16 protein-coding genes are annotated in these 19,797 nt (G+C 71.2%); 4 read left to right on the top strand and 12 right to left on the bottom strand.

Translation table 11 applies throughout. The annotated features are described in order from the left end of the window. Positions 1 to 102: 102 nt before the first annotated feature. Positions 103 to 387 carry a hypothetical protein gene (locus tag QRX60_RS30120; RefSeq protein WP_285994798.1) on the bottom strand — a complete coding sequence of 95 codons (285 nt, stop codon included), beginning with the start codon at positions 385 to 387 and terminating at the stop codon, positions 103 to 105. A gap of 612 nt (positions 388 to 999) precedes the next feature. Here QRX60_RS30120 and QRX60_RS30115 point away from each other — a divergent pair. Further along, positions 1,000 to 1,896, top strand: a complete 897-nt coding sequence (locus QRX60_RS30115) for a class I SAM-dependent methyltransferase (RefSeq protein WP_285994797.1) — start codon at positions 1,000 to 1,002, stop codon at positions 1,894 to 1,896. Between the two features lie 453 nt (positions 1,897 to 2,349). On the opposite strand, the gene QRX60_RS30110 is transcribed toward QRX60_RS30115, so the two are convergent. The 9 genes from QRX60_RS30110 to QRX60_RS30070 form a co-directional block, all read right to left on the bottom strand. Continuing rightward, on the bottom strand, positions 2,350 to 2,772 hold the full coding sequence (locus tag QRX60_RS30110; protein WP_285994796.1) for a S26 family signal peptidase: 423 nt from the start codon (positions 2,770 to 2,772) through the stop codon (positions 2,350 to 2,352). Continuing rightward, complete coding sequence (locus QRX60_RS30105) at positions 2,769 to 4,586, bottom strand: ABC transporter ATP-binding protein (RefSeq protein ID WP_285994795.1); 1,818 nt, start codon at positions 4,584 to 4,586, stop codon at positions 2,769 to 2,771. Before QRX60_RS30105 ends, QRX60_RS30110 begins: the two co-directional genes overlap by 4 nt. Before the next feature lie 3 nt (positions 4,587 to 4,589). Next, positions 4,590 to 5,093 (bottom strand): TlpA disulfide reductase family protein, encoded by a 504-nt coding sequence (locus QRX60_RS30100; RefSeq protein ID WP_285994794.1) that lies wholly within the window; start codon positions 5,091 to 5,093, stop codon positions 4,590 to 4,592. After that, positions 5,093 to 5,599: a MauE/DoxX family redox-associated membrane protein gene (locus QRX60_RS30095; protein WP_285994793.1), complete on the bottom strand. Its 507-nt coding sequence runs from the start codon at positions 5,597 to 5,599 to the stop codon at positions 5,093 to 5,095. Before QRX60_RS30095 ends, QRX60_RS30100 begins: the two co-directional genes overlap by 1 nt. Positions 5,600 to 5,671: 72 nt before the next feature. Beyond that, positions 5,672 to 5,839: a hypothetical protein gene (locus QRX60_RS30090; protein WP_285994792.1), complete on the bottom strand. Its 168-nt coding sequence runs from the start codon at positions 5,837 to 5,839 to the stop codon at positions 5,672 to 5,674. A gap of 295 nt (positions 5,840 to 6,134) precedes the next feature. Continuing rightward, positions 6,135 to 8,567 carry a tetratricopeptide repeat protein gene (locus QRX60_RS30085; protein WP_285994791.1) on the bottom strand — a complete coding sequence of 811 codons (2,433 nt, stop codon included), beginning with the start codon at positions 8,565 to 8,567 and terminating at the stop codon, positions 6,135 to 6,137. A 500-nt stretch (positions 8,568 to 9,067) separates the two neighbouring features. Then, positions 9,068 to 10,246 carry a cytochrome P450 gene (locus tag QRX60_RS30080; protein ID WP_286003730.1) on the bottom strand — a complete coding sequence of 393 codons (1,179 nt, stop codon included), beginning with the start codon at positions 10,244 to 10,246 and terminating at the stop codon, positions 9,068 to 9,070. Beyond that, on the bottom strand, positions 10,246 to 10,953 hold the full coding sequence (locus QRX60_RS30075; RefSeq protein ID WP_285994790.1) for a thioesterase II family protein: 708 nt from the start codon (positions 10,951 to 10,953) through the stop codon (positions 10,246 to 10,248). The genes QRX60_RS30080 and QRX60_RS30075 overlap by 1 nt, the downstream gene beginning before the upstream one ends. Next, positions 10,950 to 12,677, bottom strand: coding sequence for a non-ribosomal peptide synthetase (locus tag QRX60_RS30070; RefSeq protein ID WP_285994789.1), 1,728 nt, complete (start codon positions 12,675 to 12,677; stop codon positions 10,950 to 10,952). The genes QRX60_RS30075 and QRX60_RS30070 overlap by 4 nt, the downstream gene beginning before the upstream one ends. A gap of 373 nt (positions 12,678 to 13,050) precedes the next feature. Here QRX60_RS30070 and QRX60_RS30065 point away from each other — a divergent pair, with 373 nt between their 5' ends. Next, on the top strand, positions 13,051 to 13,830 hold the full coding sequence (locus QRX60_RS30065) for a class I SAM-dependent methyltransferase (protein ID WP_285994788.1): 780 nt from the start codon (positions 13,051 to 13,053) through the stop codon (positions 13,828 to 13,830). 111 nt (positions 13,831 to 13,941) lie between these two features. On the opposite strand, the gene QRX60_RS30060 is transcribed toward QRX60_RS30065, so the two are convergent. Next, a complete protein-coding gene (locus QRX60_RS30060) occupies positions 13,942 to 15,795 on the bottom strand; it encodes an exo-alpha-sialidase (protein WP_285994787.1) in 1,854 nt (617 codons plus the stop codon). A gap of 441 nt (positions 15,796 to 16,236) precedes the next feature. On the opposite strand from QRX60_RS30060, the gene QRX60_RS30055 reads away from it, so the two are divergent. Beyond that, a complete protein-coding gene (locus QRX60_RS30055) occupies positions 16,237 to 17,670 on the top strand; it encodes a sialidase family protein (RefSeq protein WP_285994786.1) in 1,434 nt (477 codons plus the stop codon). Positions 17,671 to 17,842: 172 nt separating this feature from the next. Here QRX60_RS30055 and QRX60_RS30050 read toward each other — a convergent pair whose 3' ends face one another. After that, positions 17,843 to 18,442: a TetR/AcrR family transcriptional regulator gene (locus tag QRX60_RS30050; protein ID WP_285994785.1), complete on the bottom strand. Its 600-nt coding sequence runs from the start codon at positions 18,440 to 18,442 to the stop codon at positions 17,843 to 17,845. 95 nt (positions 18,443 to 18,537) lie between these two features. On the opposite strand from QRX60_RS30050, the gene QRX60_RS30045 reads away from it, so the two are divergent. Then, on the top strand, positions 18,538 to 19,701 hold the full coding sequence (locus QRX60_RS30045) for an epoxide hydrolase family protein (protein WP_285994784.1): 1,164 nt from the start codon (positions 18,538 to 18,540) through the stop codon (positions 19,699 to 19,701). Positions 19,702 to 19,797: the final 96 nt, after the last annotated feature.

The raw sequence follows: 19,797 nt of genomic DNA, 5'->3' as shown, positions 1-19,797 counted from the left end.
TTGACCCCCACTATTCGGCGGACCACCCGGTGCGGTCCGCATGACAGACGGGGCAAGAGGTAACCCGCACGCGACGACGGCGACAAGCCTTTCCAGCCACGTTCAACAGCCCGGCGAATACTTCTCGATCGGCCTCAAAAGGGATGGTTCAGTCACGGCGAGCACAGACTCTTCGGCGGGCCGAGCACGCAGAGCCCGGTCGAACCGCCTCACGACGCAGGACTGCCGGAACTCGATCTGCAGGAACATCAACGGGCTGTTGGTGACGAATCGATCGATCACCGCGCCGACGTCGTGACGACCTCGACGTCCACCAGGGCAGCCCGTGAATACGCCCGGCTCGCCGACGCGGCGGCCGTCGCCGCGCGGGCTGCTCGGACCGGACATCTCCACGGCACCACGCCGCTGCCGGCAGCACCGCGGCTGGGCCGTGGCGGCGGGAGTTGTCCGCAGATGTTCTTCGGTTGTGACCACACCCGTGGGTCGAAGTCGTGATCAATAGGTGGAGCCGACTGCGCTCGAGAGTGCCGGGGCCGCTGGAGTCCGCGGCTGATCCCACTGCGCATGATTTCGGCGGCGAGCCAGTGCCCGCGGATTTCCGTTTCCTCGACCGGCACTCCGTTGCGGCGTCGGAGCAGGTCGACTCCGCGAGCTCACGAAAGCGCAATCGACGAAATCTTCGATGATTCGCAGCGATCGGTCAAACTTCGGTTATCACGTATCGCATACCTTTGCCGCTACCGACCCGTATCGGAGGTATAGAAGCCATCGTCGGCTATGCACTATTTGTACGCACCCTTCTCCAGAAGTTGCCGATGACCAGTCAACCCGCGATTCGGACCCCCCGACTGAGCAGGACAGGTGCAGGGCCGTTCATCCCTTTGCCCCTTATTTTCCATTCCTTCACCGGATCGGTAACGAGAATCCCGGGAGAACCGACGACGCACACGGTCCACCCGAAATTTCCCAGGCTGCCAAGAGTCGCTCGTGGAGGTGCCCATGTCTATTTCTGTACCGCTCGAACCCAGGACCAGGCCAACCCGTGACGATCTGGTGCGGGCCCAGTACGCCGACGCCGAACTGGTGGCGGACTACGCGGACGCCTACACGGGGTGGGGCCCCACCGCCCGCTACCACCACTCACGGCTGCACGCCGTCGACGAGGTCCTTCGCAGCCGCGCCGGCGGCGACCTGCTCGACATCGGCTGCGGTCCCGGGATGATGGTGCGGCACCTGCTCGACACCCGTCCCGGCGACTTCCGGATCACCGCCTGCGACCGCTCGGCGGCGATGATCGACGCGGTCGTGGCCCGAGCCGGCCGGGCTGAGGTCACGCCGGCCGTCGGGGACATCGAGAACATGCCCTTCCCGGCCGGCACCTTCGACGTCGCGCTCGCGATGGGGGTCCTCGAGTACACCGACGTCGCCTCGGCGCTGCGAGAGATCGCGCGGGTCCTGCGGCCCGGCGGTCTGCTCGTGGCCACGATGCTCAACCCGCAAAGCCCTTACCGCTTGGTGGAATGGGGCGTGTTCTGGCCGGCCCGGCGCGCCCTCGGCAGCCTCGAGCGCGCAGTCGGCGTGGCTCCCGAGCACCGCCACGGTGCGCGCCGCACGGGGATCAAGGCGCTGAGCGCACGACGATTCCGGCACGAACTGTGGCAGGCCGGCCTCCAGCCGGAGGACCCGCTGTTCTACGACGTCACAGCGCTGGTGCCGCCGGTGGACCGGTTCGTCCGCCGCTGGGACCACAGTTGGCGCGACCATCCGGAACGCACCGTCAGCCGAGGTGTGGCCCGCGGCCTCGGCAGCGGCTACCTCATGCCGGCGCTGCGGCCGCAGCCGCACACCGCCCTCGCCGGGCACCGCCGCGCGACCAGCCAGACACTCGTCGGCTGATCTGGTCGTGGCGCGGTCACCGCGACGACCGCGCCACGACTCACCGCCCGTTCGGGCCCCTCGGAATGCGCGAGCTGTCCGGCAGCAGAAGATCCATCGGATACTCGCTCACGCACCCAATGCGGCCTTCGGTGCGTTGAACGCACCGAAGGCCGCATTGGGGCGCTCGAGGTCCGGGGTACGGCCCGCCCTGATGCCGAGGTGTCGATGGAGAAGTTCGGCCACTCGACGGTCGAGGTCGCGATCTCGTCGAGCCGGGGGAAGCCGATGTGCCCGCCCACGATCACGAGGTCGGGGAAGCCCCCACCCCCAGGTCCGGTACGAGTCATTTCGCCAAGCGATTCGGGAACCCACTCACCGCTTCGCGCAAGGAGCAGATGACGACGAAGCGAGCATGATCGCGCGAGCGCGGGAAGAGCCGAGCCTGTGTGCGGTCATCGTCGACCCAGCGAGTCACTCCCGGGAGACGTGCCGCGCCACCACGCCGATCATCCTCTCTCGCGGCACGAACCCGTAGTGCCGGGAGTCCCAGCTGGCCGGCCGGTTGTCGCCCAGGACGACGGCGCAGCCGCCGGGTACCACCGCACCGCCGAGGCCGTGCACGTCCGGGTCGGCCCACCCGGGCGGTAAGCGGTCTCCTGCCACCGCCACCACGCGTTTGAGCAGCAACTGCTCCCCCGCCGGCGCTCCGCTCGGCAAGGGTGGGTAGCGCAGCAGGGCCACCTGACCGCGCCGTGGGCGGCGGGTCCGGCGTACCAGGACCCGGTCGCCGGACCGCAGGGCCGGTGCCATGCTCGAACCGTCCACTGTGGTCAGGATCAGCATCCGGCGGGCGACGAAGGCGGCCAGCAGTCCGGCGAGGACCAGGACTCTCACGGCACGGCCTGGTAGCCGTCGGCCTGCAGGCGGAACAGGCGCGCGTAGCCACGGCCGTCGGCGAGCAGGGTGTCGTGCGTGCCCAGCTCGCTGATCCGGCCGTCCTCGAGCACGGCGATGCGGTCGGCGTCGCGCACCGCACTCAGCCGGTGCGAGATGAGCAGGCTCGTGCGGCCCAGCCGGTGCTCGCGGATGCGCGCGTGGACCTCGTGTTCGGCCTCCGGGTCGAGACCGGAGCTCGGCTCGTCCAGGATCATCAGGTCCCGGCCCTCCCGGACGAGTGAACGAGCCAGCGCCAGGCGCTGCCACTGCCCGCCGGAGAGCACCACGCCGGTCGACGTGTCCTCGCTGCCGATTTCGAAGATCCGGGTAAGCGGCGTGTCGTAACCGCGTGGCAGGGCGGCGATCCGGTCGTGCGCGCCCGCGCGGGACGCGGCGTCCACCAGCCGGGCCCGGTCGCCCAGTGCGGACAGCTCACCGAGCCCGATGTTCTCGGCCGCGGTCATGTCGTAGTTCATGTGGTCCTGGAACACGGCGCTGATCCGCCAGCGCAGCAACGCGGGCGGGATGTCGCGCAGGTCCACCCCGTCCCAGAGGATCTGCCCGCGCGTCGGGTCGTACATGCGGCACAACAACTTCACGAGCGTGCTCTTGCCCGCGCCGTTGAGGCCGACGAGGGCGACGGCCGCGCCGTGCGGGATGGTGAGGTCCACCCCACGCAGCACCCACGGGTGTTCGTCGCTGTACCGGAACCACACGTCACGCAGCTCGAGCCCCTGCCGCAACGCGGGTGCCGCGTCCCCGGATCCGCTCGGCAGATCGGGTTCCGCGCGGACCACGGCGACGTAGTGCGCGAACGACAGCAGCCGGGCCTGGCCGTTGGCGATCGCCGACGCCAGCGTGCCCAGCGCGGCCTGCACCCCGGCGACGGCGGCCACGAACATCGACACGTCGCCGGCGCTGAGCGACCCGTCGCGCGCCGACGTGATCGCCCACCAGAGCCCGGCACCGGCGACCGCCGCGCTCAGCGCGGTCAGCCCGCCCATGGTCCACAGCTCCCGCTCGTCCATGCGGCGCTGGGCGTCGTTGGCGCTCCTGCGCTCGTCCATCATCCGGGCACGCAGGAACGCCCCGATGCCGAACAGCCGGATCTCGGTCGCGGCGGCGACACCGGTGAGCAGCTGGCTGTAGAAGAACTCGCGCCGGGCGAACCGCTCGATGCGCCATTCCACCGCGGCGCGGCGCCGGGCCAGCAGCAGTTCGGCGAGCAACGCGGGGATCGCGGCGGCCAGCACGACGCCGGTCATCGCCGGGCTCAGCACGAGCAGTGAGCCGAGGAACCCGGCCAGCGAGAGCGTCCCGCTGAGCGTGCCGCCGACGCCGTCGACGATCTCCGGCACCCGGCCGCAGCTCTCCTGAGCCAGCCGCAACCGGTCCTGGTAGGCCGGGTCCTCGAAGGTGCGCAACCCGACCTGACGGCCCAGCGCGTCGAACAGCCGGTCGGTGGCGACCATGCTCGCCGCGCGGCCGATCTGTGCCCGGACGTAGTGGACCACCACCGGCAACGCGGCGACGGCCAGCCCGGCGAACGCCAGTGCCGCGGCGAGGCCGCCGACCGCGCCGGTGCGCCCGACGAGGCGGTCGAGGACGAGCTTGGTCAGCCAGGCGGTGGCGATCGGCGCGGTCGCCGCGGCCGCCGTCATGACCAGGAGCCCGGCCAGCCGCGCCGGCCCGGACCGCCACAGCAGCACGGCGGCGGCCGTGGCCGCCGCCCGCACCTGGTCCGCGCCGATCCGCCGGTCCGGTTCGCGCACCGGTCAGCGCCCGGCGGGCACGGGCAGCTCGTGCACCCGGCCCGCGGTCGCGACCACCCGCCCGTCGGACACCACGTACAGCGCGGGTGTCCAGGTGTTGCGGAACGCGGTGGCCACCTGGCCGCCGTCGAGGTCGGCCGGTACCACCCGCGCGACCTCGGCGAGCGCGCGCACGGTGTCCGGCTCATCGCCGCCGAAGACGGCGAAGACGTTGTCCCTGCCCCGATCGCGGGCGTAGGCGAGGAAGTCCGGCAGGGTGTCGTGGCAGGCAGCGCAATCGGCGGAGAAGAACGCCACCGTGCCGTTCAGCGTTGCGGTGGTGACCGGCTCGCCGTCGGTCGTGGTGGCGGCGAACTCGCCGATGGCCGAACCGGGGCGCAGCGCGAAGAGGGCCCCGGACTCCGTGGCGGCCTGAGCCCGCATCCGGCGCAGGATCCCGACGGTCAGGAGCAGGTTCAGCAGGCAGAACAGGCCGAGCAGCACCAAGGTGGCGACGACGAGGGGCATCAGGAACTCCTTGCGAACACGACGGCGATGTCATCCATCGCGGTGACGAGCACGGCCACGACCACACCCACCGCGACCGCGACGGCGGCCCCGGCGACGGGCGGCAGGTGCTCCGGCGCGAGCGCGCCGAGGACGGCCAGGCAGGCCAGCACGATGTTGCGGGCCAGGTGGCGCGGGCCGACCGGGGTGTCGGCCGCGCCGAAGCAGCGGCACGGGACCCGCTGCCCGCGGCGTAGCGAAGCGGCGATGGCGGCGGTGAAGGCCGGCAGCAACCCCGAGGCGAGGACGAACCCCGCCGTCGCGGTGGCCGGCACGACCACGAGGACCGCGGTACTCCCCTCGGCGGCCACGACGGCCACCGACACCGGCAGGACCCACCTCGCGGGCATCGGCACCAGCACGGGCACCGACCGCGCGAACCCGCGGAAGTCCCGCAGCTTCGACACCGACGAGACGGCGAACACCACGGCGATCAGCGCCGCGCAGGCCGCGCGGAGGTACTCCATGTCACTCCATCCATGCTCGGGCGGTGTCCGCGGGGAAGGCGGCGGACACCGCCCGAGCACGCTCGGACCGGTTCAGCAGCTGCTGCGGACCTTGGACCACTCGCAGCCGGTCTGCGGGCAGCAGAACCGGTACCAGTAGCCGGGGTGGCCCGCGGCGTCGCAGAAGTACGTGCCACTGCAGGCGGAAGCCTTGGCGGTGGGCACGATCCGGGTGAGCACGCGGTCGATCAGGCGCCCCATGGTTTCTCCCTTCGACGGTGGGTGTGTCCACGGTGCGGGATGCGTTTCCCCAGTCCCGCGCCGGCTGCGAGCATCGCGGTCACCCGCGTCTCCGGGCAGCAATCCCGGACGAACCCGGACGCCGGACCCAGCGCCCGCTCGTGCGTCCGAGGTCCGTCGACAGCGGCAGGGCGACACGCCCCAATGTGGCGTTCGGTGCGTCTGACGCACCGAACGCCACATTGGGTGCGTTGGACGCAACCAACGCCACATTGGGGCGTTCGGGACCGGACCGACTCGTCACGCGCGGACGCCGTCACCCACCGGCAGTGACCGGCCGGCCGGCACCCGCGGTGATCTCGGCCGGTTCCGGCAGGCCCAGTTCGCGGTGGTGGTCGCGGGCAGCGAGCCAGTGGTGCCGGGCCCGCACCGGGTCGCCCATCGCGGTCAGGGCCCGGGCGAGGCCGGTGTGTGCGCGGGCCGCCTGGTGCAGGCTGCCGAGGTCCACCGCTATCGCGAGCGCGCACTCGTGGGTCGTCCGGGCGTGGTCGGCGCGGCCGAGTTCCAGTGACGCGTCCGCGAGGCACAGCAGCGCTTCCACGTGGAGGTCCCGGTCGCCCACCTGCTCGGCGATGGCCGTCGCGCGGCGGAAGTAGCCGCAGGCGTCCGCGTGCCTGCCGGAGCGCAGGTGCGCGTCGCCGATGTTGAGCAGGGTGCGGCCCGTGTCGCTCGGGTCGCCGACCTGCTGGTCGATGGCGAGTGCCTGCACGTGGAAATCCAGCGCCTCGGCGTACCAGCCCAGCCGGCCGTAGACATAGCCGAGGTTGGTCAGCGCGGTGCGTTCGCCCGACCGGTCGCGGACCTCGCGGGCCAGGGTCAGCGCCTCCCGCAGGAACCCCGCCGAACGCGCGAAGTCGGCATTCCAGGAGGCGATCGCGCCCAGCGTCCCGAGCGCCCGGCACTCGCCCCAGCGGTCTTCCGCACCGCGGAAGCGGTCCAGCGCCTGTTCGGCGCACTGCGTCGCCACCTCGTAGCGGCCGACCTGGCCGTGGGTGGCCGCGAGGCTCACCAGGGCGTGCCCGCGGGCGACCGGGTCCGCCGACTCCGCCGCGCTCCTGTGCAGGACCAGCGCCTCCCTGATGTAGCCACCGGTCTGCAGGTACCGGAACAGGATCCGCGACAGCAGTCCCGCGTGGCCCGACGGCACCCCGTGGATGCCGGCACTGACCAGGTTGGCTCGTTCGGCGTCCAGCCACGCGGCCGCCGGCCCGCGGCCGGTCAGCGGCGGGATCGGCAAGCCGGGGTCGGGGACGCGCGGCAGGTGGTCACGCACGCGCGGCGCGTACTGGTCCATCGCGGTGGCGGCGGCGAACGTGTAGTAGTCGAGCAAGCCTGACAGCGCGGCCTTCCGGCCGGCGGAGACGTCCTCGTCCTGGGTCCGCGCCATCCCGAACGCGCGGACGAGGTCGTGCAGCTCGAATCGGTTCGCCTCGCTGCGCCGCACCAGGCTCGCGGCGACGAGCCGGTCGGAGGTCAGGGTCGCCTCGTCCAGGCCGGTACCGGCGAGCGCGGCGATGCCGTAGGCGTCCAGGTCCGCGCCGGGGTGCAGGGCGAACAACCGCAGGGCCCGCCGTTCCGGCTCGCCGAGCTGGTCGTAGGACAGGCCGATCGACGCGTCCACGGCGTTGTCCAGGCGCAGGTGCGCGCGCCGCTGCTCGAGCCGCTCCAGGTGGTCGGCCAGCAGCCACGACCGGTGTGCCGGCGCGGTCATCCGCAACGCGGCGAGGGTCAGCGCGAGCGGCAGGTTGCCCAGCTCGGCGGTGATCCGCCGGGCCACGCCGGGCTCCCGGTCGACCCGCTCCGCGCCGACGGTGAGCCGCAGGTAGGCCAGCGCCTCGTCCGGATCCAGCACGTCCAGCCGCACGTGCGCCGCACCGGTCAGCCCGGGCAGCGCCGTGCGGCTGGTGACGAGCACCGGCCCACCCCGTTCGTCGGGCAGCAGCGGCCGGACCTCATCCTCGCTGCGCGCGTTGTCGAGCACGACGAGCAGGCGCCGCCCGGCCGAGCGCTCCCGGTACAGCCGCCTCTTGCCCGGCAGGTCGGCGGGTACGGCGTGCCCGGGCACGCCGAGCAAGCGCAGGAAGGAGTCGAGCACCGCGGCCGGATCCACGGGCGGCCGGCCGGGGTCGGGGTGGAAACCGCGCAGGTTCACGAAAAGCGCGTTGTCGAACGGGCCCGTGCGCAGCAGCTCGTGCGCGACGTGCACGGCCAGCGCGGTCTTGCCGACACCGGCCATGCCCGCGATCGCCGTCACCTGTCCGCCCGTGGCGTCGCCGAGCACCGCAGACAGCCGCGCGAGGTACGCCCGGCGCCCGGTGAAGTGCGGGATCGCGCCGGGCAGGCCGAGCTGAGCCTGCACGAAGGTCGCCGCCTCCGCACGGCTGCGGACCACCCGCAGCATGTCCTGCCAGCCGGCGACGTAGCCCGGGTCGGGGTGCAGCACTTCGACAACGGCCAGCACCAGATCGGTGTTGGGCCGGGCGCGGCCGGCCTTGAAGCAGTCGGCGACCGTCGTGCGGGCGGTGCGCTCGCCGGGCGGGCGCCCGGCCGCCGTCCAGAGCCGGTTCACCCGCTCGGCGATCTGCGCGTACGACGGGCCACCCGCCCACGTCTTGAGCAGCCGCAGCTGCGCGATCAGCTCGTCCAGCGTGCGCGCGTGGCCGGGATCAGGTGGATCGGTGAACGCCATCCCGCCATGGTGGCCGCGATTCGCGGCGACGGGCACGGTCGCCGGAGCGGTCGGCCGGGTCGCGGTTCCCTTGGTGGCTCCGCCGAAGACGGGGCCACCAGGCAGGTCCGGCGATCCGAAGAGGACTGCTCGTGGCGAGCTGCTGCGCCTGGTGACCTGGCCGAACGTCGTCGACGCCGGCGCATCCCGATCTCGACCCGGGCGTGGTCGCCCACCGGACCACGTGGTGGTGACTCGTTCCGCACCGTCCCGGAACCGACGACGGTCACGGAATCCGCCACGAATCCTTCCGGACGGGAGGTCGCCCGATCAGCGAAACGACCTCATGTTTCGGGGAGGCGCGAAACGTTTCCGGGTCGGTTGACGGTGCTCGCGCGCCGCCGGCATCGTCCCCGGCGCAGCAAGAGTGGCCTCACCAGGCCGGGGATCGAGATCCGGCGCAACGGTCTCCTGTCCTCGTCAACGCAGCTCTACCCGCACGCGGCCAATCGGCCACATGGTCAAGCGGAGTGCAGGCGCACCGGCAGTTCGCGCACACCCCAGGTGAAGTTCGACGCCGTGTAGCGGGGTTCGCCCACGATGTCCACGGTGGCCACGCGGTTCAGCAGTTCCTCCAGGAACACCGTCAGTTCCAGGCGGGCGAGGCGCGCCCCCAGGCACTGGTGGCGGCCGCCGCCGAAGGCGAGGTGGCGGTTGGGTGTGCGGTCCACCCGGAAGCGGCCGGCGTCGCCGAACTCGGCGTCGTCCCGGTTGGCCGAGACGTTCCACAGGGTCACCCGGTCGCCCGCGGCGATGTCGACGCCGCCGATCGTGGTGGGCGCGGTCGCGGTGCGCAGCACGTGCACGCCGGGGGTGGTCCAGCGCAGGACCTCCTCGACCGCGCTCGGCAGCAGCGCGCGGTCGGTGCGCAGCGCGGCCCACTGGTCCGGGTGCTCGATCAGGGCGAGCACGGCGCCGGCCGCGGAGTAGCGAGTGGTCTCGTTGCCGCCCGCGAGGACGCCGTTGCAGTTCACCACGATCTCGGTGTCGGTCAGCGGCCGCTTCGTACCGTCCGCTGTGGACCGCCGGTCGGCGGCGATCCGGCTGACGAAGTCGTCGCCCGGGTTGTCCCGGCGGTCGAGCACCAGTTCCGAGAAGTACAGGAAGATCTCCGCGTGCGCGGCGAGCCTGCTCTGCTCGTCCGCGCCCTCGAAGGCGTCGTTCATCGTGCCGCCGAGCCAGTCCCACTCCTCCCGCGGCACGCCCATCAGCGCGCACACCACGCGAGTCGGCAGCCGGCGCGCGGTCTCCACGAGGTCCACCTCGCCCGCGGCGAGTGCGTCGTCGAGCAGGCCGCGCACGACGGTGCGCACCAGGTCCTCCGCGTGCGGGATCGCGGCGGGCGAGAAACCCTTGGCCAGCACCGTTTTCAGCTGCGCGTGGTCCGGCTGGTCGGAGACGATCAGCATCTGCCCGGTCACGGCGTCCACCGCGGTCGGGTTGGTGCCCAGCCGCATCCCGTGCCGGGAGCTGAACCCGGCCGCGTCGCGGTAGACCGACAGCACGTCGGCATACCGGGTGACCACCCAGAAGCCGCCACGGGAGTCGGGGTGCCGGCTCACCGGATCGTGCTCGCGCAGCCACGCGAAGTGCGGCCAGAACTCGGTGCCGGCGAAGCTCAGGTCGTCGGTCAGGTCCATCAGCACAGCAGGCTCCCCAGTGCGGGCACGGTCTCGTCCGCGAGGTCGGTCAGGAAGGTGTGGGTTCCGGCGAAGGACCGCCGCGTGGTGCCGGCGGTGCTGTAGCCGGCCCAGCCGTCGAGCAGGTGCCCGGGCACCACCGCGTCCAGGTCGCCGGACCAGGCGTGGATCGGGCAGTCCACCTGGAACCGTTCGGCGAGCACGTGGGTGTCGGCGAGCTTGTCGTCCCGGCGCAGCACGTCGAGCAGGAACTCCTGGCTGTCCTCGTCGAGGTCGCGGAGTTCGGGCGGGCCGGAGACGAACAGGTCGCGCAGGATCTGCTCGTCGATGACCAGGTGCTCGGCGGCCGACCGATTGCCCGGCGGTTCGGTCGCGGCGAGCACCAGCGCGTCCGGACCGGCCGCCCGCGCGAGCTCGTAGGCGAGCAGACCGCCGAAACTCTCGCCGACGATGACGAGCGGCGCGCCTGCCCGGAGTTCCGCAAGGTCCGCGGCGACGGCGGCGACGGCCTCGGCGAAGGTCGCCGGATGCTCCTCGGCGAATCGGTTCTCCCGCCCGGGCAGCTGCACGCCGACCACCGAAACGGCCAGCCCGAGCCGGGCCTGCCAGCCGCGGAAGCGGCTGCAGCCGGCGCCACCGGGCGGCGCGCAGACCAGGGTCGGGCGGCCGGCGGGAGACGGGTGCCACGGCACCACCCAGCCGCTCAAGCGGACACCTCCGCGAGCCGGTCCAGCTCCGCGGCCAGCGCGGCCGGGTTGGGGTTGCCCAGCAGCAACGGGATCGACGCCCGCAGCCCGGTTCGCTTGCGCAGCGCGGCGACCATCCGCGCGGCGAGCAGCGAGTGCCCGCCGAGCTCGAAGAAATCGGCGGCCACGTCGGTCACCGGCTGGTCCAGCACCTCGGCGAAGACGGCGCAGACCTCGTGTTCGCGGACGGTGGCCGGCGCGCGGCCCGCGGGCCGCGCCGCGTCGGCGGCCAGCGCGAGCGCCTCCCGGTCGACTTTGCCGCGGTCGGTGCAGGGCAGCACGGGCAGGAAGTCCACTGTGGACGGGAGCATGTGCTCGGGCAGGAAGGTCCGGCAGTGCTCCCGCACGAGCAGGGCGCCGGCATCCGGGTCGTGCCCGTCGGCGAGCACGGCGGCGACGCCGAGGGTGCCGCCCCCGGTCCGGACGAACGCCGTGGCCGCGAGCACGGCCGGCAGCTGCTCCACGACCCGCTCGACCTCGCCGAGCTCGATCCGGAACCCGCGCACCTTGACCTGGGTGTCGAGCCGGCCGAGGAACTCGAGGTGCCCGTCCGGGCGGGCGAGCACCTCGTCGCCGGTGCGGAACAGCCGTTCCCCGTCCACCGTGACGAACCGGCGCGCGGTGAGGTCCGGGTCGCCGCGGTAGCCCCTGGCGAGCGCGGTCCCGCCGAGGCACAGCTCGCCGCGGGTGCCCGCGGGCACCGGCCGCAGGTCGTCGTCGAGCACCCGGGCCAGGTATCCGGGCAGCGGGCGCCCGATGGTCGTGACGTCGTCGCCGCGGGCGCTGTCGGCGCAGGTCGCGGCGATCGTGGCCTCGGTGGGGCCGTAGACGTTCAGCACCCGGTGCCGGGCCAGCAGCACCTCGAGCAGTCCGCGCGGGCAGTGTTCCCCGGCGACCACGACGACCTCGGCACCGGCGAGCGCGTCGGCGCAGGAGGCCAGCAGGGAGGGCGTGAGGCTGGCCGTGCGCGGCGCGATCGCGGCGATCCGGTCGGCGAGGTCGACGTGCTCGCCGTCGTCGGCGAGGTCGAGGATCGCCGTGCCGATACCGTTCAACAGGTGCAACAGCACGCACCAGAGCCAGCCGTCGAACGCGGGCGAGAGGGGGTTGACCCCCAGGCCACCCGGCCCGATGCGGATGGTGCTCATCGCACCCAGCACCGTTTCCAGGCCTTCGTAGGTGACCTCGACGCCCTTCGGCTGCCCCGCGCTGCCCGAGGTGTGGATGAGATAGGCGATCTCACCCCCGGCCGCGGCGAAAAGCCCGCCCCGGGCGCTCTCCGGGTCGAGCACGGACAGGTCGGCCGGCGCGCCCGGAGGCCGCTGCCCGAGGATCAGTGACACGCCGGCGCCGTCGAGCACCTCGGCGGTCCGGGCGGCCGGGTGCCGCTCGTCCAGCGGTGCCGCCGTCGCGCCGAGGCGCCACACGGCGAGCAGGCTCGCCACGGCAAGCCGGGATCGTCCGGTGGTCAGCGCGACCGTGGTGCCCGGCCCCGCTCCGGCGGCCGCCAACGCACCGGCGATCGCCGTCGTCCGCTCGGCCAGGCCGGCGAAGTCGAGCACGCCGTCCGGCGCGGAGCACGCCGTGACGGTGGGCCGCTCGGCCGCCCACCGTTCGACCACGGCCTCCAGCAATCCGATGCCCCTGCTTCGGGCGGCGTTCACCGGCAACGCGAGATCCGTCATCGTGCTGGAATCCATTCTTCCGGACGCGACAATGAAAAGGGCTGATGATCGCTGGAGAAGCTACGGTGCGATCGCGTCCGAGGCAATACTGCGCCCAGGTGATCGACTCCGGTGTGCGACCGTTCGTGGCAGAGTGGGATAAGCCGATCAGCGTAAGTCTGCGAATACCCGTGGCTCGACCGTGTTCTTCCCTTCCCCCGTCCGATGTGGATGGTGTAGTGACCGGCCGTCCGGTGACGCCCGTCACGTTCGGCTAGGCAACCGGATCTTATTCGAGCACAACGCGAAAAAAAGGGTTTTGACCCTGTCGGAAGCGGCGCGACTAGCCGTACGATGCGTCGTCGCCCGATCTGATCGAATGAGGAAACACCGGATGTCGCAGACCATCGGCTGGAACAACTTCGTCGACACCCAGGCGCAGGCCGAGCACCGCCGGCTTCGCCTGCTGGAGGAGAGCTTCGATCCGTTCAGCTTCCGGCAGCTCGAAAACCTCGGGGTGCGGACGGGGTGGCAGTGCCTGGAGGTCGGCGCCGGAGCGGGCTCGGTGGCAGCCAGGATGGCCGAGCTGGCCGGCCCGGAGAACGTGGTGGCGACGGACCTCAGCCTCGCGTTCCTCGGACCGCTCGCCGACCTCGGGGTGACCGTGCTGCACCACGACGTCACCACGGACGACGCGCCCGGCGAGTTCGACGTCATCCACACCCGGTTCGTGCTGGAACACCTGCCCGGGCGCGACGCCGTGATCGAGCGGTTGTCGTCGTGGCTCAAGCCCGGCGGCTGGCTGCTCATCGAGATCGGCACCACGCTGCCCGAGCTGTCCTCGCACCCGGCGACCCGGGAGACCATGGCGGCGCTCGCGCGCGTCATGGCGGACCGGGTCGGCACCGCCCCGGAGTGGGCCCGCACCCTGCCGGTCCCGCTGGAGGCGGCCGGCCTGGTCGACTGCGCCGCGGAGGGCGTGGTCATGCCGGCGCGGGGCGGGCAGCCGCTGGCGGGCTGGCTCAAGAACACGACGAAGCTCGTCGAGGAGCACGCGCTCGCCACCGGCCTGGTCACCCGGGAGCTGCTCGACGAGGCGTACGCGGTGTACGAGAACTCATCCTTTGTGGACTACTCCTGGATGACCGTCGGGGCGCGCGGCCGCCGGAGCTGAGCGGGCCCTGCCGCCAGCAGAGGAGCGAGTGGTCTCGCCACAACCCCGACCCGGATTCGCCCGTGGGAACGGGCCACCCGCGATCTCGCGGGTGGCCCGTCGAAGATGACGTCAGCGGATGCCGACGCCGGCGGTGTAGGCGTCCTGGTCGTTGGCGATCGACGCGTTCGGTGCCCCGGCCCGGCAGGTGCGCGGCGGGCTGCCGGGCGTGCCGGTGCCGGGGCAGAGGAACAGGTCCGGCGGGCGGGTGTCCGACCAGACCGGGTACGCGGTGCGAGCGGTGACGGCGATTCCGGCGTAGTCACCGTAGAAGGTGCCGCTGAACTGCGTCGGCGGCGGCATGCTGCTCGACGTCGCCCGGGCGTGGGAGAACCCGGTGGAGACCGTGATGTCGGAGAAACCGGTGGTCTCGTCGCCGCCGTACTGGCGGTCGTAGTAGCTGACCGCGAAGGTGCCGTCCGGGCTGAACGCGGCGCCTTGCCAGAACTGGTCGGTCCGAGCCTGGCCGGGCGCGGTGGTGACCACCGGCAACTGCCGGACGTCGGTGGTGCCACCGGCGAACGAAGCACCGGAGTTCGTCGAGGCCGACAGGACGATGTCGTTGTTGCAGGTGCCGTTCTTCACGCCGTCGTAGGTGTTGATGCCGGTGGCGGGGTTGAACCCGGTCGGCGTGCAGCCGGTGGTCTCGTGGGAGTTCCGGCTGATGTACGAGCCGTAGGTGACGAGGATCCGGCGCGGGTTCCGCGGGTCGACGGCGCCGATCGGGTAGTTGCTCGCGCGGAACACCGAGTTGGCCGACGGCCCCTTCTCGGGGACGCAGGCACGTCCGGGGTCCTGGCCGTTCTGGTAGGTCGCGCAGTCCGGTAGCTCGTGGTAGTTGCCGACCAGCGCCGGTGAGCTGAAGCTCTGCCCGCCGTCGGCCGAGCGGGCCAGCAGCACCTGGTTGTGGTTGTCCGCCGGGTTCGCGGTGGCGTTGTTGAAGTTGTTGAACACCACGTAGAGCGCGCCGTCCGGGCCGACGAACGGCTGCGAGTCCTGGTTCTGGTTGCACCGGCCGCGTGGCGTCGGGAAGCCGAGGGCGTTGGCGCACAGCGCGGTGTCGGCGCTGACCAGGACCGGCGCCGAGAAGGTCTCGCCGTAGTCGGCGGAATAGGCTTCGTAGATGTAGCCGGTGCCGTCGTCGGCGAAGGTCGTCCAGGAGACGTACACGCGGTCACGGAAGGGGCTCCGAGGATTGCTGTCGACGGTCAGCAGTTGCTTGTCCAGCAGGAAGTTCCCGGCCCCGGCCGTGTCGTCGTGCGTGGCGACGGGACGTCCGGTGAAGTTCCAGGACGCGCCGTTCGTGCCGGTCGCGCGGAAGACCAGGAACGCGCTGGACTGGTCCGGGTTCGGGGAAACGGTGTTGCCGCGGTTGAACACCTGGCACGACAGGTAGGCGTTGCCGCGGGAATCCCAGGCCACCGAGGTGTCGCCGCCGGACTGCCAGTACTCCCGGGGCGCGCCGCCGAAGTCGGTGCCGCGGCTGAAGCCGTTCGGCGTGGTCGCGTCGGCCCACGTCCGGGCGCCGTCAAGGGAATAGCTGACGCCGCACGTGCCGTCGCCGCGGCGGTAGTCGTTGTAGGTGGCGATGACGTGGTCGGGGTCGTTCGGATCGGCAGCGGCCCAGGTTTCGTTCTGCGCCTGGGACCGGCCCTGCAGATCGGGGTCGGCGAGGTTCAGGCAGTTCTGGTTGACCTTGACGTTCGCGCCGAACCGGTTCGCACACGGCGCGACGGCCGACGGCGAGACCCCGTTCGGAACCAGCGCTCTGGCAGCGTTCGCCGGGTCTTCGCCGTTGAGGACCGTGGACAGCAGCCCTGAGACGTGGCGCTGCTGCACCGGAGTGAGCTGGTGGTAGCCGAACGGCTGCGCGGTGGCCGGGGCCACGGCGAACACGCCGAGTGCAGCCGTACTCAGAATCGTCACACTGATCGCGGAAATGGTGCGGGGACGCGACACGGCGTACTCCCTTGCTTGACCGGGTGTCCGGTGCGCGGCCAGCCACGCGGAACACCCCGCGCCTTGGCCGCCGCTCGGATCGTCGCCGTACCACGTCGAACCGTTACCGACTTGTCGACTGTCCATTCGGGACCAGGTAAACGCACGGCCAACTCGTCCCCCGTTCAGCCGCCATCGAATGTTCTGGATCGTTCGAGCTCTCGACGTCGCCGAAATATTTGGCACGCGTCAGCAATTGCGTGAATTCGCCCATAGCCATCTATTTGGGACAGATGATCAGGCGGGTCCTCCACATGGCGGATTTACCGCGGTGGAATCGAGTGGCTGGATCGGAACTCGTCATGGCCCGCAGCGGCGAACCCGCTGCCCGCCTCGCTGCCTCACCTCGACGGAGAAGGTGAACGCGCCATGCCGCTGTCCCGAAAACTCGTCGCCGCACTTCTGCCGGCCGTCGTGATCGGCGGGCTCCTGGTCTCCGCGTCGTCCGCGTCCGCGAACGTCGCCGTGACCCAGGTCAGCTCCGATCCGTTCACCGACGCCCAAGCCCAGCACAGAACCGAGGTCGAACCCGGCACCTTCGCGTTCGGCACCACCATCGTCTCCGCCTTCCAGGTCGGCCGCGTCTCCGGCGGCGGCTCCTCCGACATCGGCTTCGCCACCTCCGCCGACGGCGGCGCCACTTGGACCTCCGGCTTCCTGCCCGGCACGACGGCCAACACCGGCGGCCCGTGCGGCCAGATCAGCGACGCCGCGGTCGCCTTCGACGCCAAGCACAACGTCTGGCTGATCTCGTCCCTCGGTGTGAACTGCCCGAGCGGCACGCCGGTGTTCACCAGCCGCTCGACCGACGGCGGCAAAACGTTCGGGAATCCGATCACCACGGCGACCGGATCGTTGGACAAGAATTGGATCGTCTGCGACAACACCGCGGCCAGCCCGTTCTTCGGCAACTGCTACACCCAGTACGACATCACCAGCTCCGGCGACTCGATCCGGATGAAGACCAGCAGCGACGGCGGCCTCACGTGGGGTCCGGCGCGCGCACCCGCCGGTGCCCACACCGGTCTCGGCGGCCAGCCCGTCGTGCAGCCGAACGGCACCGTCGTGGTCCCCTACCTGTCGCTCAACGACCAGATCCGCAGCTTCCGCTCCACCAACGGCGGCGCGAGCTGGACCTCGACCGTCGCCGTCGCCACGATCAGCCACCACGACGCCGCCGGCGGCCTGCGCGAAGAAGCCCTGCCCACCGCCGAAATCGACAGTGCGGGCATCGTCTACGTCGCGTGGTCGGACTGCCGGTTCCGCTCCGGCTGCCCCAGCAACGACATCGTGCTGAGCAAGTCCGCCAACGGCACCACGTGGTCGGCGCCGACGCGCGTCCCGATCGACGCCACCACCAGCACGGTCGACCACTTCGTCCCCGGCGTCGGCGTCGACGCCTCCACCTCGGGCACGAGTGCCCGGATCGGCCTGACCTACTACTTCTACCCCACCGCCAACTGCACGGCGGCGACGTGCCAGCTCGACGTCGGGTTCATCTCCTCGACCGACGGCGGCACCAGCTGGAGCACCGCCACCCAGGTCGCCGGGCCGATGAGCCTGTCGTGGATCCCGAACACCTCGCAGGGCCGCATGTTCGGCGACTACATCTCCACGTCGGTCCGGGCCGGGGGCAACGCCTTCCCGATCGTCCCGATCGCCTCGGCACCGAGCGGCTCGACGTTCACCATGGGCATGTTCGCCCCCACCGGTGGCCTGCCCCTGACCGGCGGCGCCCGCCGCACCGCCGACACTCCGGCACCGCAGACGACGGCCACGCAATCAGTGGTGACCGCCTTCTGACGCGGACCCTGACCCGCGTCGTGGAAGCGGCGCGGGCTCAGGGCATGCCCAGCGGAGAACCAGTGCACCTTGCCTGACAGTCACGACCAGCAGGCATCGACCACGCGAGCGAGTCGCCAGGACACCGTGCCGGCTCGACGTCGTGGCCTGGCGTCGTCGTCGCGAAAACGGGTCAGGGCTGGTCGCCCACGAGAGCGATCGCGCGCGGCTCGGGAACTCCCAGCATCAGCAGGCTCGTGATCGTCGCCGCTCGGGCGCCGAGGGTCCCGTTCGGCAGGTCGCTGTCCGCGATGGCGAACACGACGCCGTAGGCAACCTGGCTCAGCATGCCCGCCGGCAGGTGCCGCGCGAACACGTCGCTGTCCTGGCCCCGTTTCACGAGGTCGGCGAGGAGCTCGTCGACCGGCCCGAGCAGGCCGTGGATCGCCTCGCCGTACTCGCCACGGCGCAGCGCCAACAGCACTCGGTACCGGTGCGCCACCGGCCAGAGGCGGGCGATGAAGTCGACCCACATCGCGTCCGCTTCCGCGCCGGAGGCGTTGACTTCGGTGAGCACGGCTGTCATCTCGGTGACGGCCCGTTCCATCAGCGTCCGAACCAGGTCGAGGCGCGAGGGGAAATGGCCGTAGACCGTGCGACGGACGACGCCGGCAGCGGAGGCGATGTCGCCCATTCCGGCGTCGGGGTTCTCCCCCAGCACGTCGAGGGCGACGTCGAGGATGCGATCGCGCGTCTCGTTCATCGAGCGCACACGGGAGGACTCGGTGGGCACGACACGCATCATTGCACACCAGCGTGCAATGAAGTAGGTTGCACACCAGTGTGCAACGAACAGTTGTGCCGCGCTTCGAAGCTCAGGAGAAGGCCATGACCGCACCGACGCCGCCGACCTCGACCCTCGTCCGCCCGTTCACCGTCTCGATCCCGGACTCGGAGATCGACGACGTGAAGCAGCGACTGGCCAGAACCCGATGGCCGGACCCGGAAACGGTGGGCGACTGGTCGCAAGGGGTTCGCGTGGAGAACGCCAGATCCCTGGTCGACTACTGGGAGCGCGGCTACGACTGGCGGCGCTTCGAGTCCGAGCTCAATCGTTTCCCCCAGTTCCTGACCGAGATCGACGGACTGGACATCCACTTCATCCACGTCAGGTCCAAGAATCCCGACGCGATGCCGCTGATCCTCACGCACGGATGGCCGGGCTCGATCGTCGAGTTCCTGAAGCTGATCGGCCCGCTGACCGATCCGGTTTCGTTCGGAGGAGACGCCGCCGATTCATTCGACGTCGTCGTCCCGTCACTCCCCGGGTTCGGGTTCTCCCAGAAGCCCACGGAGACCGGGTGGACTGTATCGCGCATCGCAGGCGCGTGGGTGGAGCTGATGAGGCGTCTCGGCTACCCGAGATGGGCCGCACAGGGCGGTGATTGGGGTGCCGTCGTCACCACCGCCCTCGGGGCCATGCACCCCGAGGGGCTTCTCGGAATCCATCTGAACACCCAGTACGCCTTTCCCGCACAGATACCCGACACCTTGTCGCCCGAACAACGCCACGCCGTGGAGACCCTCGCCCTCTACAACGGCGATCTCGGTGGGTCGAACCACCTTCAGCGCACGAAGCCGGAGACTGTCGGATTCGCCCTGGCGGACTCTCCCGCCGGTCAGGCCGCCTGGATCTACGAGAAGTTCCAGTCCAAGACCGACAACCACGGGCTCGCCGAGGACGCCCTCGGCATGGACGACATGCTCGACGCGATATCCCTCTACTGGTTCACCAACAGCGCGGCGTCGTCCGCCCGCATCTACTGGGAGAACAAATCGGGCACTCTCGCCGGCCCGAAGCTGACGCTTCCGGTCGCGGTGACCGTCTTCCCGAAGGACATCCCACGCCTGCCACGAAGCTGGATCGAAGACACCTACAGCAATTTGATCCACTACGGCGAGGCCGACAAAGGCGGGCACTTCGCAGCCTTGGAACAGCCCGAGATCCTGGTCAGCGAAATCCGCACCGGCCTGCGCACCCTTCGTTCCTGACGCCAACGCGCGAGCTCAGGAGCACACACGTCTCACTCGGGCTTCACCGAATCGGCCAAATGCGCTGGGCGCAGAGCACCTTGCCCACTTGACGCA

Source organism: Amycolatopsis mongoliensis (genome assembly GCF_030285665.1).
Lineage (GTDB): Bacteria > Actinomycetota > Actinomycetes > Mycobacteriales > Pseudonocardiaceae > Amycolatopsis > Amycolatopsis mongoliensis.
The sequence above is the reverse complement of the archived record's forward strand: the minus strand, read 5'-3'. Positions and strand labels throughout refer to the sequence as shown.